The sequence below is a fragment of the Inhella inkyongensis genome, from assembly GCF_005952805.1.
Taxonomy (GTDB): domain Bacteria; phylum Pseudomonadota; class Gammaproteobacteria; order Burkholderiales; family Burkholderiaceae_C; genus Inhella; species Inhella inkyongensis.
Genome location: NZ_CP040709.1, coordinates 2992090 through 3006467, shown reverse-complemented (window position 1 = coordinate 3006467; position 14378 = coordinate 2992090). Strand labels below are relative to the sequence as shown.

The window sequence follows — 14378 nt, the reverse complement described above, 5'->3', positions numbered from 1 at the left end:
GGCCATGCACCAGTAGATGAGATGGCGGAATTCTCAAGGTTGTCTAAAGACTCTGTCGAGCCGCCTGGTGCAGGGCCTAGACCGCTTGTCCGGCTCACTTTGGGGTGTGAGAAATGCACAGGCTTGACGCCTGTGCATTCAGGTCCTGAGCAAGCTCAGGTCATGCCCTGATGCCGCAGCAAGGCATCGATTTGCGGTGCGCGGCCGCGGAAGGCCTCGAAGCTGGCCATGGCGGGGCGGGAGCCGCCGCGGGCCAGGATCTCGCGCACGAAGCGTTCGCCGGTGGCCGGGTTGTCTACGCCTTCCTCCTCGAAGGCGGCCCAGCAGTCGGCGCTCAGCACCTCGGCCCATTTGTAGCTGTAGTAGCCGGCTGCATAGCCACCGGCAAAGATATGGCTGAAGCCGTGCGGCATGCGGTTGAAGGCTGGCGGGTGAAGCACGGCAACTTCAGCGCGCACCTGGTCCAGCAGGGCCAGGGCTGGCTGGCCGGGCTCGGCGTGCAGGCGCATGTCAAAGAGCGCGAATTCGACCTGGCGCAGGGTCTGCAGTCCGGCCTGGAAGTTCTTGGCGGCCAGCATCTTGTCGAACAGGCTGCGCGGCAGCGGGGCGCCGCTGTCCACGTGCCGGCTCAGGGACTCAACAATGGGCCACTCCCAGGCCAGGTTCTCCATGAACTGGCTGGGTAGCTCCACCGCGTCCCATTCCACGCCATCGATCCCTGACACGCCGCCCACTTCCACCTGCGTGAGCAGATGGTGCAGGCCGTGGCCCCACTCGTGGAACAGGGTTTGCACATCGTCGTGAGTCAGCAGACTCGGCTTCCCTTCCACGCCGGGCGCGAAGTTGCACACCAGATGGGCGACCGGCGTCTGCACGGCCTGCGTGTCGGGGCGGCGCCAGCGGCCGCGCACATCGTCCATCCAGGCGCCGGGCCGCTTGCCCGGGCGTGCCAGCAGGTCCAGGTAGACATGCCCGACCAGGGCGCCTTGGCGCTCCAGGCGGTAGAGCTGCACCGACTCGTGCCAGACCGAGCCCTCGATACGCGCGAGCTGCAGGCCGAACATGCGGCCCAGCAGGCCGAAGAGCCCGTCCAGTACCTGGGGCAGGGTGAAGTACTGGCGCACCTCCTGCTCGCTGTAGCTGTACTCAGCGGCTTTGAGGGCCTCTGACACAAAGGCGATGTCCCAGGCTTGCAGGTCATTCAAACCCAGGCTTGGAGCGAAGGCGCGTAGGGCGGCCAGATCGCGCTCGGCAAAAGGTCGCGCGCGCGCGGCCAGGTCGCGCAGGAAGCCCAGCACCTGCGTGGGCGAGTCGGCCATCTTGGGCAGCAGGGAGACGGCCGCGAAGTGAGGGTGGCCCAGCAACTGCGCCTCTTCCTGGCGCAGCGTCAAGATCTCCTGCATCACCGCACTGTTGTCGCGTTCGGGCGGGCCGAACTCGCTGGCGCGCGTGACATAGGCGCGATAGAGCTGCTCGCGCAAGCTGCGGTCCTGGGCGTACTGCATCAGCGGCCCGTAGCAGGGTGCATGCAGCGTCAGCTTGGCTTGGCCGTCTTTGCCGTCCTGACGGGCCAGCTCGATGGCGTGCGCGCGCACATCAGCAGGCACGCTTTCCAGGCGTTCGACGTCCACGAACAGTGCAAAACCATCGGTGGCGTCCATCACGTGCTCGGAGAACGCTTGGCAGAGTTCGGCGCTGCGGTTCTGGATCTCGGCGAAGCGGTCCTTGGCCTGCCCTTGCAGTTCAGCGCCCGAAAGCACGAAGCCTTGCAGGGCGAGCTGCAGGGCACGGGCCTCGGCGGGGTCGGTGGGCGTGGGCACGGCCTTGTATTTGGCGTAGAGCGCCTCATCCGCGCCCAGCTCGGCAAAGAAGCTGCTGACGACCGGCAGCATGGCGTTGTAAGCGGCGCGCAGCTCCGGGGTGTCGGCCACGGCGTTCAAGTGGCCGACCGCGCCCCAGGCCAGGCCCAGGGCATCGGTGGCCACGTCCAGCACGCGCTCCATGGCGTGCAGATCGGTGGGGAAGTCGGGTGTGGTGACTTGGGCCTGCGCGGCCTTCGCGACCTCGAGCAACTGGGTGATGGCCGGCTCGATGTGTTCGGGTCGGATGGCCGCGAAGTCGGGCAGGTGGGCGGAGGAGAGAAGCGGGTTCGTCATCAGGCGCCCGCCTTGCGCTGCGCGGCTTCCAGGGTGTTCTGCAGCAGCATGGTGATGGTCATCGGTCCCACGCCCCCTGGCACCGGGGTGATCCAGCCGGCTACCTGCCGAACTGCGTCGAAGTCCACATCACCACAGAGCTTGCCCTCGGGCGTGCGGTTGATACCGACGTCCAGGACCACGGCTCCGGCCTTGACCATATCTGCCGTCACGAATCGAGGGCGGCCCACTGCAGCCACCAGGATGTCAGCCTGGCGCGTGATCTCGGCCAGATTGGGCGTGGCCGAGTGGCAGATCGTGACCGTGGCGCTGGCCTGCAGGAGCAGCATGGCCATGGGCTTGCCCACGATGTTGGAGCGGCCGATGACCACGGCATGTTTGCCCCGGGGGTTGCAACCAATGTCTTCCAGCATCTTCATGCAGCCATAGGGCGTGCACGGCTTGAAACCGGGTTGACCCACCATCAGGGCGCCGGCGCTGGCCACATGGAAACCATCCACATCTTTTTCCGGCGCGATGGTCTCGATCACCAAGTCGGAATTCAGGTGTTTGGGCAGCGGCAACTGCACCAAGATTCCGTGCACGGCCGGGTCGGCGTTCAGCTCTTGAATGCGCGCAAGCAGCGCGGCCTCGCTCATGTCGGCCGGGTGGCGCTCCAGACTGGATGCCATGCCAATCGCTTCGCAGGCCTTGACCTTGTTGCGCACATAGACCTGGCTGGCGGGGTCCTCGCCCACCAGCAACACCGTCAGGCCAGGCCGGTGGCCCAGGGCGGTCAGGCGGGCGACCTCGGTGGTCATATGGGCGCGCAGCTTGGCGGCCAGCGCATTGCCGTCGATCAGTTGTGCAGACATGGAGAGCTCCAGATGTGAAAAGGCCGCTCGATGAGCGGCCGTTTTGGGATCTTGTGGGGTGTCGCGAATCAAGCCTTGGCGGTGTTGGCGCCCAGTGCGATCTTGAGCAGATCGGCCACGGTGTTGGCGTTGAGCTTTTCCATGATGTTGGCGCGGTGCGCCTCCACCGTCTTGATGGAAATGCCCAGGTCGTCGGCGATCTGCTTGTTCAGACGGCCGGCCACGATGCGCTCCAGCACCTGGGCCTCGCGGGTGGTCAGGCGGCTCAGCAGGGCGTCGCGGCTGGCGGCTTCCTGGTGGCTGGCGAACACGGTGCGCGCCTGTTCGAGCATCTTCTCGACCAGGGCAACCAGGGAGTCTTCCTTGAAGGGCTTTTCGATGAAATCGATGGCGCCCTTCTTCATGGTCTGCACGGCCATGGGGACATCGCCGTGGCCGGTGATGAAGGCCAAGGGCAGGGGGCTCTTGCGCTCGATCAGCTTGTCTTGCAGCTCCAGACCGCTCATGCCGTCCATGCGGATGTCGCAGATCAGGCAGGCGACTTCGCGCGGGTCAAAGCGGGCCAGGAAGGATTCGGCCGAGTCGAAGCACTTGACGCGGTAATCCTTGCCTTCCAGCAACCATTGCAGGGAGTCACGCACGGCCTCGTCGTCGTCCACGACGAACACATTGCCCTTCTTGGGAATCAAACTCATGGTGTGCTGGCAGTCTGGGGAGTGGGGGCAAGGCTGTCGCTGTTGCGCAGGTCCACGGGAATCGTGAACGAGAAACGGCAGCCCGAAACAAGCTCGGCATTGTAGAGATTCTCGGCACGCAGCCGGCCCTGGTGACTCTCCACAATAGACCGGCATAACCCTAGGCCGATGCCCAGGCCATCGGCCTTGGTGGAGTAGAAGGCCTCGAACATGCGGGCAATCACCTCCTCGGGCAAACCCGGGCCGCTGTCCTGCACCGCGAACTCGATGGTGCCGCCCTGGTCAGGCATGTGGCGCGGCACCACGCGCAGTTCGATGTGACGGCGCGAGGGCGGGAGCTTGGCGCCGTCAATGGCCTCGGCGGCGTTCTTCAGCAGGTTGAGCAGGACCTGCTCGATCAGGATGGGGTCGACCGACATCGCCGGCAGGCGCTGCGCCACGTACACATGCAACTGCACATTGCGCCGCCGCAGTTCGATGGAGGCCAGGTCCACGGCGTCTTCGACGATTTCGGCCGCGTGCGCAGCCTGGCGCTGCGGCTCGCTGCGCTTCACAAAAGAGCGGATGCGGTGGATCACCTGACCGGCGCGCTGGGCTTGTTTGGAGGTTTTCTCCAGCGCGGCCAGCAGGTCGTCCTTGGCGATGGTGTCGCCTCGCACGCGGCTGATCATGCCGTTGCAGTAGTTGGTGATGGCGGTCAGCGGCTGGTTCAGCTCATGCGCCACGCTGGAGGCCATCTCACCCATGGTGATCAGGCGGCTGGTCACCTGGGCCTTGGCGGCCTGGGCCTCGGCTTGCTGCTCGGCATTGCGCCGGCCGGTGATGTCGGTGGCGATCAGCATTTGCGCCAGGCGGCCATCGGTCCACTGCAGGTAGCGGGTGCGCACGTCGAACCAGCGCTCCAGGCTCTCCACATAGACCTCGCGCGGCGTTGTGCCAGGGCCTTCAGTGAGCGGCTGGGCGGGCAGGCCGGAGTAGTCGTCCACGGCTTCGGCCAGCAGGGTGCTGTCCGGTACCGGCGTGGCGGCGCCGGGTTGCTCGGCCAGCAGGGCATGGCCCTGGCTTTCAGCGCCAAACCACAGCCGATAGCTGCGGTTGGCGAACAGCAGCTCCTGTTGCGGGATGGACAGCACGGACACCGCGGCATCCAGGCCTTCGAGCACCGTGGTGAAGCGCTCGTGGCTGGCCGAGAGTTGGTCGCGCACCCGCTTGCTCTCGGTGATGTTGGTCATCGAGGTCATCCAGCCGGTCTGCTTGCCCTTGGCATCCACCAGCGGGCTTACATACATGCGTGCGTCGAACACCGAGCCGTCCTTGCGGTGCACTTTGACTTCGATGCCGCCGCTGGGCGAGCGGCCGTGCATCTCCTGGTCCAGCAGCCGCTGGTTTTCTTCCAGTCGGTCGCGTGGCCAAAAAGGGAAGGGCGGGCGGCAGCCGATCAGTTCGGCCTCGGTGAAGCCGGTCATCGCGCAAAACGCCGGGTTCACGTAGGCAATGCGGCTCTCCATGTCCAGCGCCCGCATGCCGGTGAGCATGGAGTTCTCCATCGCGCGCCGGAAATTGGTTTCGGCCAGAAGCGCGTTTTGCATGTGCAGGCGCCGGCGCATATGGCGCCAGGTGCCCAGCAGCATCCACACCGTCAGCGTGGCCAGCGCCACCACCATCCAGAAGAGCGTGTTGGAGATCAGGCCGATGCTGGTGCGGTAGCCCTGGCCGCGCAGCACCAGGCCATTGAGGGCCGGCGCCAGCGGCACTTCGTGCAGGATGGCGGCCTTGCCCGGCGTCACGCCCGGCATGGGGGTGACCGTGCTGGCCACCGGGGTCTCGTTGGCGTCCAGCACCGCGATGGCGTGGCGCGAGGCCACCTCATTGGGCACGTAGTAGCGCAGCAGGGCCTCGACGCCGTATTCCGCAATCAGCACACCCGCAAAGCCATGGCGGTCGATCAGCGGTACCTGGAGCTGGAACACCAGATTGCCGATGGCGTCGTTGAAGGCGCCGGAGTAGAGCGGCTGGCGACGTTCACGGGCGGCGACGAAGGCCTGGTCGGGCACATTGCCGGCCTGCGGCATGGAGGGGTCGGGGCTGCCCTGCACCATCAGGGTGGGAGCCTGAAAGCCCGTGCTGCTGACGCTGGCGCGGCGCTCGCGCCGGTTGCTCAGCCAACTGATGTGCATCACCTCGGGGCGTTCGCGAGCAAAGGCGCTGGCCTGGGCGCTGAACTCATAGGTGTCGATCGAGCGCGTGACGATTTCCCGCGCGATGCGGGCCAACTGCTCCTGGTTCTCGATCAGGCGCAGGCGCAGCTGCTGCTGGGCGATCTCGGTGTCGCGCTTGACGGCCTCGGTCTCGCGCTCGATTTCCTCGTTGCGAAGGTACCAAAAGGCCAACACGATGGTGCACAAAAACATCAGCACCGACAGCAGCGGGCCCAGCGTGGCAAAGCGGTCCTGGCGGGCGGGGGACTGGCGCCGCCACCAGCGCGCCACAGCGGCCAGGGCGGGGCGGAACAAAGTTTCGAGGGACTGGCCCCAATCGGCACGAGAAGGCATGGGCGGCATTATCTCGGGCGCATCATGGTTTCACTATATGGAATGACTATTCGCAATTCGGAAGTAATCGACCTTGTGGCACACTCTGGCGTCGATTTGAGTCCAGCCTCTAAAAACGGAGCCTCCATGTCCGCCCAGCCCCATGAAATCCTCGGCGCGCGCGCCAATGATCAAGACCCCCGCGAGACCCAGGAGTGGCTGGACGCCCTCAAGGCCGTGATTGGTGAAGAGGGCAGCGAGCGCGCCCACTTCATCCTGGAGGCCCTGATTGATGAAGCGCGTCAGGCCGGCATCGATGTGCCCTTCAGCGCCAACACCGCCTACGTCAACACCATCCCGACCGACCAGGAGGAGCGCTTCCCCGGCAACATCGAGATCGAGGAGCGCCTGCGCACCTATATGCGCTGGAACGCCATGGCCACCGTGGTGCGGGCCAACCGCCTGAACCCCGAGGACGGCGGCGACCTGGGCGGTCACATCTCCAGCTTCGCGTCCATCGCCACCATGCTGGGCTGCGGTTTCAACCACTTCTGGCATGCCGACAACACCGATGCCGGCGGCAACCATGGCGGCGACCTGCTCTATATCCAAGGCCACACCGCGCCCGGCATTTACGCGCGCGCCTATCTGGAAGGCCGCATCAGCGAGGAGCAGCTGAAGAACTTCCGCCAGGAGGTCGACGGCAAGGGCCTGTCCAGCTACCCGCACCCCAAGCTGATGCCTGAGTTTTGGCAGTTCCCCACCGTCAGCATGGGTCTAGGCCCGCTGATGGCGATCTACCAGGCGCGTTTTCTGAAGTACCTGCATGCCCGTGGCATTGCCAACACCGAGAACCGCAAGGTCTGGGCCTTCCTGGGCGATGGCGAGATGGACGAGCCGGAATCCCTGGGCGCCATCGGCCTGGCGGCGCGCGAGGGTCTGGACAATCTGATCTTCGTCGTCAACTGCAATCTGCAGCGCCTGGACGGCCCGGTGCGCGGCAACGGCAAGATCATTCAGGAACTCGAAGGCGAGTTCCGCGGCGCGGGCTGGAACGTCATCAAGCTGATCTGGGGCGGCTACTGGGACCCACTGCTGGCGCGCGACAAAGATGGCCTGATGCGCAAGGTCATGATGGACATGGTGGATGGCGACTACCAGGCTTGCAAGGCCAATGACGGCGCCTTCGTGCGCAAGAACTTCTTCGGCCGCCACCCCAAGCTCCTGGAGATGGTGAGCAAGATGTCGGACGAGGACATCTGGCGCCTGAACCGTGGCGGCCACGACCCGCAAAAGGTCTATGCCGCCTACCACCGCGCGGTGAGCCACAAGGGCCAGCCCACGGTGCTTTTGATCAAGACCGTCAAGGGCTATGGCATGGGCAAGGCCGCCGAGGGCAAGAACATCGCCCACCAGGCCAAGAAGTTGACCGACGAGGACATCAAGGCCTTCCGCGACCGCTTCAACATCCCGGTCACGGACGCGGAACTGCCCAGCCTGCCCTTCGTGAAGCCGGCCGAAGACACGCCGGAGATGCGCTATCTGCACGATCGCCGCAAGGCCCTGGGCGGCTACCTGCCGCACCGCCGCGTGCGGGCCGACGAGCAACTGGCCGTGCCGCCGCTCTCCGCCTTTCAGGCCGTGCTGGACCCCACACCCGAGGGCCGCGAGATCAGCACCACCCAGGCCTATGTGCGCTTCCTGACCGCGCTGCTGCGTGACAAGGAACTGGGCCCGCGCGTCGTGCCCATCCTGGTGGATGAGGCGCGCACCTTTGGCATGGAGGGCTTGTTCCGCCAGATCGGCATCTACAACCCCAAGGGCCAGCAGTACACGCCGCAGGACCGCGACCAGGTCAGCTACTACCGCGAGGATGTGGGCGGCCAGATCCTGCAAGAGGGCATCAACGAGGCCGGCGGCATGGCCAGCTGGATTGCCGCGGCCACCAGCTACAGCACCAACAACCGCGTGATGGTGCCGTTCTACATCTATTACTCGATGTTCGGCTTCCAGCGCATTGGCGATCTGGCCTGGGCCGCCGGCGACATGCAGGCGCGTGGCTTCCTGCTGGGCGGCACCAGCGGCCGCACCACGCTGAACGGCGAGGGCCTGCAGCACGAAGATGGACACAGCCACATCCTGGCCGGCACCATCCCCAACTGCATCAGCTACGACCCCACCTTTGCGCACGAGGTCGCGGTCATCATGCAGCATGGCCTCAAGCGCATGGTCGAGGATCAGGAGAACGTCTTCTTCTACCTGACCCTGCTGAACGAGAACTACCCCCAGCCCGGCCTGACCGCGGGCACCGAGGCCGAGATCCTCAAGGGCATGTATTTGCTGCAGCCCGCTGGCGCCAGCGGCCTGCAGGTCAACCTGCTGGGCAGCGGCACCATCCTGCGCGAGTCCATCGCGGCCAAGGCCCTGCTGGAGGCCGACTGGGGCGTGGGTGCCAATGTCTGGAGCTGCCCGAGCTTCAACGAGCTGGCCCGCGACGGCCAGGACGCCGAGCGCTGGAACCTCCTGCACCCGCTGGAGGCTCCGCGCCAGAGCTTCGTGGCTCAGCAACTGGGCAAGACCCAGGGCCCGGTGGTGGCCAGCACCGACTACATGAAGAGCTACGCCGACCAAATCCGCGCCTTCATTCCGGTCGGCCGCAGCTACAAGGTGCTGGGCACCGATGGTTTTGGCCGCAGCGACTTCCGCAGCCGCCTGCGCCAGCACTTCGAGATCAACCGTCACTACATCGTGGTGGCGGCCCTCAAGGCCCTGGCCGACGAAGGCAAGCTGCCGGCTTCCAAGGTGGCCGAAGCGATTGCCAAGTACGGCATCGACGCCAACAAGATCAACCCCTTGTACGCCTAAGGAACAGACGTCATGGCATTGGTGCAAGTCAAGGTCCCGGACATCGGCGACTTCAAGGATGTCGCCATCATCGAGATGCTGGTCAAAGAGGGCGACACCATTCGCCCCGAGCAGAGCCTGCTGACCGTCGAGAGCGACAAGGCCTCGATGGAGATTCCCAGCAGCCACGGCGGCGTGGTGAAGTCGCTCAAGGTCAAGCTGGGCGACACCGTCAATATCGGTGATTTGATTCTGGAGTTGGAGTCGGCTGCGGTGACGGCGCCTGCTCCCGCTCCCGCCTCCACGCCCGCCGCTGCGCCGACCCCAGCACCCGCGCCCGCCGTGGCCGCCGCAGCACCGGTTGCATCGGCCCCCTCGGCCGAGGTGCTGGTGCGCGTGCCTGACATCGGCGACTTCAAGGACGTGGCCGTCATCGAGCTCCTGGTCAAGCCGGGCGACCGCGTGGCGGTGGATCAAAGCCTGCTGACCGTCGAGAGCGACAAGGCCTCGATGGAGATCCCCAGCAGCCACGCCGGCGTGGTGCAGTCGTTGAGCGTGAAGCTGGGCGACAAGGTCAATATCGGCGACGCCGTGCTGGTTCTGCTGGCCGAAGGTGCTGCGCCGGCGGCCTCCGCACCGGTGGCCGCTGTGGCGGCGCCTGCACCGGCTGTCGCCGTCGCGCCTGCAGCGCCCGCTACGCCCGCTGTGGAGCGCATTCCCCCCACCGCAGCCCTGCCGCCGCACGAGCCCACGGCACCGCAAGGGCGGCTGCCGCATGCCAGCCCCAGCGTGCGCAAGTTCGCGCGCGAGCTGGGCGTGCCGCTGGATGAGCTCAGGGGCACCGGCCCCAAGGGCCGCATCACACAGGAAGATGTACAGGGCTTTGTGGGCGCCGTGATGCGCGGCGCGGCGCAGACCCAGGCGATTGCCGCATCGGCCGCCAAAGCGCCAGCAGCCTCGGGCGGAACGGGCAGCGGCCTCTCGGTGCTGGACTGGCCCAAGGTCGACTTTGCGAAATTCGGCCAGGTCGAGCGCAAGGCACTGTCGCGCATCAAGAAGATCAGCGGCGCCAATCTGCACCGCAACTGGGTGGTCATCCCGCATGTAACCAACCACGACGAGGCGGACATCACCGAGCTCGAAGCCTTCCGGGTGCAGATGAACAAGGAGCACGAGAAGAGCGGCGTCAAGTTCACCATGCTGGCCTTCCTGATCAAGGCCTGTGTGGCGGCGCTGAAGAAGTTCCCCGAGTTCAACGCCAGTCTGGATGGCGACGAACTGGTGCTGAAGAAGTACTTCCACATCGGCTTCGCGGCGGATACGCCCAGCGGCCTGGTGGTGCCGGTGATCAAGGATGCCGACCAGAAGGGTGTGGCGCAGATCGCCAAGGAAATGAGCGAACTCGCGGCCAAGGCGCGCGATGGCAAGCTGAGCCCGGCCGATATGAGCGGCGGCTGCTTCAGCATCTCGTCCTTGGGTGGCATCGGCGGCACCTACTTCACGCCCATCATCAATGCGCCCGAGGTGGCCATCCTGGGTGTGTGCAAGAGCTTCATGAAGCCGGTGTGGAATGGTTCGGCCTTCGAGCCGCGCCTGACCCTGCCGCTGAGCTTGAGCTGGGACCACCGCGTGATCGACGGCGCGTCGGCCGCACGCTTCAATGCCTATTTGGGCGCCATCCTGGCGGACTTCCGCCGCGTTCTGCTGTAAGGGGCTGCGCATGGCACAAATCGAACTGCGCGTCCCTGACATCGGCGACTTCAAGGATGTGGCCGTCATCGAAATCCTGGTCAAGCCCGGCGATGCCGTGGCCTTGGACCAAAGCCTGATCACGGTGGAGAGCGACAAGGCCTCGGTGGAAATCCCGGCCACGGCCGCGGGCGTGATCACTGAGCTCAAGGTCAAGATGGGCGACAAGATCAACCAGGGCGACCTGGTGGCTCTGGTCGAGGCGGCGGGTGCCGCGGCCCCTGCTCCGGCGGCCGCGTCGGTCCCGGTTGCTGCTCCGGTTGCCGCCCCTGTTGCCGCCCCGGCTCCCGCGCCTCTGGCCACCGCCATCCATACCGGCGGCGCCGACCTGGACTGCGAAGTTCTGGTGCTGGGCGGCGGCCCGGGCGGCTATTCGGCCGCCTTCCGCGCGGCCGACCTGGGGCTCAAGGTCGTGCTGGTGGAGCGCTATGCGTCCTTGGGTGGCGTCTGCCTGAACGTGGGGTGCATCCCCTCCAAGGCCCTGCTGCATGTGGCGGCGGTGATGGACGAGGTGGCCCATATGGCCGACCTGGGCGTGGACTTCGGCGCGCCCACGGTCAACATCGACAAGCTGCGTGGCCACAAGGAAAAGGTCATTGGCAAGCTGACCGGCGGCCTGGCCCAGATGGCCAAGATGCGCAAGGTCACCGTGGTGCGCGGCTACGGCAGCTTCCTGGGCCCCAACCACCTGCAGGTCGAAGAGACCAGCGGCAGCGCCCAGGACAAGACGGGCAGTACGAAGACCATCCATTTCAAGCGCGCCATCATCGCCGCCGGCTCCTCGGCCGTGCGCCTGCCCTTCCTGCCCGACGATGAACGCATCGTGGACAGCACCGGCGCCCTGGCGCTCAAAGCGGTGCCGAAGAAGATGCTCATCATCGGCGGCGGCATCATCGGCCTGGAGATGGGCACGGTGTACTCCACGCTCGGCGCGCGCCTGGACGTGGTCGAGATGATGGACGGCCTGATGCAGGGCGCCGACCGCGATCTGGTCAAGGTCTGGCAGAAGATGAATGCCAAGCGCTTTGACAACATCTACCTGAAGACCAAGACCGTCGGGGCCACGGCCACGCCCGAGGGCATCAAGGTGCAGTTCGAGGGCCTGGATGGCAGCAAGAGCGAGGGCGTCTACGACCTGGTGCTGCAAGCCGTGGGCCGCACGCCCAATGGCAAGAAGATCGCCGCCGAGAAGGCCGGCGTGGCTGTGACGGAGCGCGGCTTCATCAACGTGGATGTGCAGATGCGCACCAGCGCCCCGCACATCTTTGCGATTGGCGACCTGGTGGGTCAGCCCATGCTGGCGCACAAGGCCGTGCACGAGGCCCATGTGGCCGCCGAGGTGATTGCCGGTGAGCTGAAGGGCGACGCGAAGCTGGCCAGCGCCGCCTTCAACGCCCGTGTGATCCCGAGCGTCGCCTACACCGACCCCGAGGTCGCCTGGGTGGGCCTGACCGAGGACCAGGCCAAGGCCGAGGGTCGCCAGGTCGAGAAGGGCCTGTTCCCCTGGGCCGCCAGCGGCCGCGCGATTGCCAATGGCCGCGACGAGGGCTTCACCAAGCTGCTGTTTGATGCGGAGACGCATCGCATCGTCGGCGGCGGCATCGTCGGCACGCACGCGGGCGACATGATTGGCGAGATCGCCCTCGCGATTGAAATGGGCGCCGACGCCGTGGACATCGGCAAGACCATCCACCCGCACCCCACGCTGGGCGAGAGCATCGGCATGGCGGCCGAGGTGGCGCATGGGTCGTGTACGGATGTGCCGCCGGTGAGGCGCTGAGGGCGGGCCTCCGGTCCTTTCGAGTCGCCGCCGCATCGGCCCCCGATCCAAGGGGGACCGGAATGCGAGTCTCTTCGTTGTGCCTTCCACTTGCAGGCGCTGGCGCTTGGTGTTTTGCGCCGGCCTGCTGGAAGTTCCATCAACTGAGAGGGGTCCGCATGACGACGAATCGTTGCGCTTGGCTGGCGCTGGCCATGGGGTTCACCGCGCCAGCTTGGGCGGCGCTGGGGGTGGATTACGCGCAGCTCAATATGGGGGCGCCGCCGGTCCTCACGGTGCAGGGCGACGCCAAGGGTTGGAGTCAGGCCAGCCCGGCGGTGCTGCGTTTTGGCGCCCAGGCCCGGGGCAAGTGCGCCTGGGGCTACCGCAGTACCTTCGTGTCGGTCACCTTGGATAGCAACGGCCAGTACAACGGCGGGCGCTTGGCCTCGGTGATCCTGAAGGACGAGCCCAAAAGCAAGGACATGACCTGGTCCAGTGACTGGCGACCGGTGGAGCTGAACTGGAGCCCCAGTGCCAAGATGCGCGACCTTGCGGTGCAGGCCTGTCAGTCGCATCTGAACCAGCGGGTGCAGGCCGGTCAGTCGGCAGCGGCGGTACTGGCGCAAGGCCATCAGACCTCGCTCACGGTCGCGCAACTGGGCCTGCACTTCAGCTGCGATGACTACGGCATCACCGGTGGCAAGGAGGAAGTGTGGCGCGATGCGCCCGTCGCTGTGCAGTGTGCGCCGGTCAACTTGCCGCCGCCCCAGCCCGCTGTGCCGGTGCCTGGGCCGGCGCAGTTCAAGCCGGCGCTGCAGCTCACGCTGGTCAAGCTCAGCGCCAACCCCGAGAACTACCAGGGCCCTTGCCCCAAGGACATCCCCTTTACGGGCCGCATCAGCAGCAACGGCGCAGGCGGCGAGCTGAGCTACCGTTTCCTGCGCGATGGGGTGCCGCAGTCCGCATTTCAGCCCCTGCAACTGGCGGTGGGGCAGGGCAGTGCCGAGGTGCAGTACACACTCACGGCCCAGCCCCAGCAGCAGGCCGCACCGGCGCAGCCGCAGGGCATCCAGGCGCAGAACGCCGTGGTTCAGCCCCTGGGCGTCAAGAAGGTGCCGCGCATCGTGTTGGAGGTGAAGTCGGGAGGGCAGCAGCTCAGTGACGAAGCGAACTACAGCTTCAGTTGCACGGCCCCGCCGCCGCGCCAGGAGGTTCCCGCCGCCCCTGCCGCCAAGCCGGATCTGAGCCATGGTGCCGGCATCCAACTGGGCAATCAGCAAGTGGCCTGGGGTGGGCAGGTGCAATTGGATGCCGCACAGGCCAGCGGCGTGAGCCCGCATGGCTGTACTTTCCGCATCGCCTATGAGGTGCAGAACGCGGGTGCGGCGCCTGCGGTCGGCTTCAGCAGCAGGCTCTTCGATCCGCAGGCGGTGCTGCACCATCAAGACGGCATGCAGCTGGCGGCTGCGGCCAGCACCAAGGTCAGCGGCAGCATCACCTTGGCGCCCGGCGACTACATGCTGCGTGCCTTTGTGGATGCCCTGAGCCAGGTGGATGAGGCTCAGGAGGGCAACAACGTGCAACGGGTGGCCGTGAAGGTGTTGCCGAACTGTGGGGGTGCCCGTCCGCCGCAGGGCCAAATGCCGTCCCAATCGCCAGCCTGGCCGCAGGCCAATCCCCAACCCGGTATGCCGGGAATGCCGGGCATGCCGCCGCGCCCCGGTGCGCCGGCCTCGCAGCCGGGTCAACCCCAGCCCAAGCCGCGGCCTGGCGGCCCGGTCTGACGC

Annotated in this window: 8 protein-coding genes; 4 read left to right on the top strand and 4 right to left on the bottom strand. The window is 66.3% G+C overall.

Annotation, left to right across the window (positions count from 1 at the left end; all coding sequences use genetic code 11):
- Positions 1-155: 155 nt before the first annotated feature.
- The 4 genes from FF090_RS14195 to FF090_RS14180 form a co-directional block, all read right to left on the bottom strand.
- Entirely contained in the window at positions 156-2156 is a 2001-nt protein-coding gene (locus FF090_RS14195; RefSeq protein ID WP_138857341.1) for a M3 family metallopeptidase, read from the bottom strand.
- Positions 2156-3010 (bottom strand): bifunctional methylenetetrahydrofolate dehydrogenase/methenyltetrahydrofolate cyclohydrolase FolD, encoded by an 855-nt coding sequence (gene folD / locus FF090_RS14190; protein ID WP_138857340.1) that lies wholly within the window; start codon positions 3008-3010, stop codon positions 2156-2158. Before folD ends, FF090_RS14195 begins: the two co-directional genes overlap by 1 nt.
- A gap of 68 nt (positions 3011-3078) precedes the next feature.
- A complete protein-coding gene (locus FF090_RS14185; RefSeq protein ID WP_138857339.1) occupies positions 3079-3705 on the bottom strand; it encodes a response regulator transcription factor in 627 nt (208 codons plus the stop codon).
- Entirely contained in the window at positions 3702-6257 is a 2556-nt protein-coding gene (locus tag FF090_RS14180; RefSeq protein WP_138857338.1) for a PAS domain S-box protein, read from the bottom strand. The genes FF090_RS14185 and FF090_RS14180 overlap by 4 nt, the downstream gene beginning before the upstream one ends.
- A gap of 126 nt (positions 6258-6383) precedes the next feature.
- On the opposite strand from FF090_RS14180, the gene aceE reads away from it, so the two are divergent.
- From aceE to FF090_RS14160, 4 genes are all read left to right on the top strand, one after another.
- Positions 6384-9101, top strand: coding sequence for a pyruvate dehydrogenase (acetyl-transferring), homodimeric type (gene aceE / locus FF090_RS14175; RefSeq protein ID WP_138857337.1), 2718 nt, complete (start codon positions 6384-6386; stop codon positions 9099-9101).
- A gap of 12 nt (positions 9102-9113) precedes the next feature.
- Complete coding sequence (gene aceF, locus FF090_RS14170) at positions 9114-10790, top strand: dihydrolipoyllysine-residue acetyltransferase (protein ID WP_138857336.1); 1677 nt, start codon at positions 9114-9116, stop codon at positions 10788-10790.
- A gap of 10 nt (positions 10791-10800) precedes the next feature.
- A complete protein-coding gene (gene lpdA, locus FF090_RS14165) occupies positions 10801-12609 on the top strand; it encodes a dihydrolipoyl dehydrogenase (protein WP_138857335.1) in 1809 nt (602 codons plus the stop codon).
- Positions 12610-12767: 158 nt separating this feature from the next.
- A complete protein-coding gene (locus tag FF090_RS14160) occupies positions 12768-14375 on the top strand; it encodes a CARDB domain-containing protein (protein ID WP_138857334.1) in 1608 nt (535 codons plus the stop codon).
- Positions 14376-14378 lie beyond the last annotated feature (3 nt).

What these genes read in the sequence shown, in the direction of transcription:
- FF090_RS14195 (WP_138857341.1), bottom strand. Translation starts at nt 2,156, where the DNA reads ATGACGAACCCGCTTCTCTCCTCCGCCCACCTGCCCGACTTCGCGGCC.
- folD (WP_138857340.1), bottom strand. Translation starts at nt 3,010, where the DNA reads ATGTCTGCACAACTGATCGACGGCAATGCGCTGGCCGCCAAGCTGCGC.
- FF090_RS14185 (WP_138857339.1), bottom strand. Translation starts at nt 3,705, where the DNA reads ATGAGTTTGATTCCCAAGAAGGGCAATGTGTTCGTCGTGGACGACGAC.
- FF090_RS14180 (WP_138857338.1), bottom strand. Translation starts at nt 6,257, where the DNA reads ATGCCTTCTCGTGCCGATTGGGGCCAGTCCCTCGAAACTTTGTTCCGC.
- aceE (WP_138857337.1), top strand. Translation starts at nt 6,384, where the DNA reads ATGTCCGCCCAGCCCCATGAAATCCTCGGCGCGCGCGCCAATGATCAA.
- aceF (WP_138857336.1), top strand. Translation starts at nt 9,114, where the DNA reads ATGGCATTGGTGCAAGTCAAGGTCCCGGACATCGGCGACTTCAAGGAT.
- lpdA (WP_138857335.1), top strand. Translation starts at nt 10,801, where the DNA reads ATGGCACAAATCGAACTGCGCGTCCCTGACATCGGCGACTTCAAGGAT.
- FF090_RS14160 (WP_138857334.1), top strand. Translation starts at nt 12,768, where the DNA reads ATGACGACGAATCGTTGCGCTTGGCTGGCGCTGGCCATGGGGTTCACC.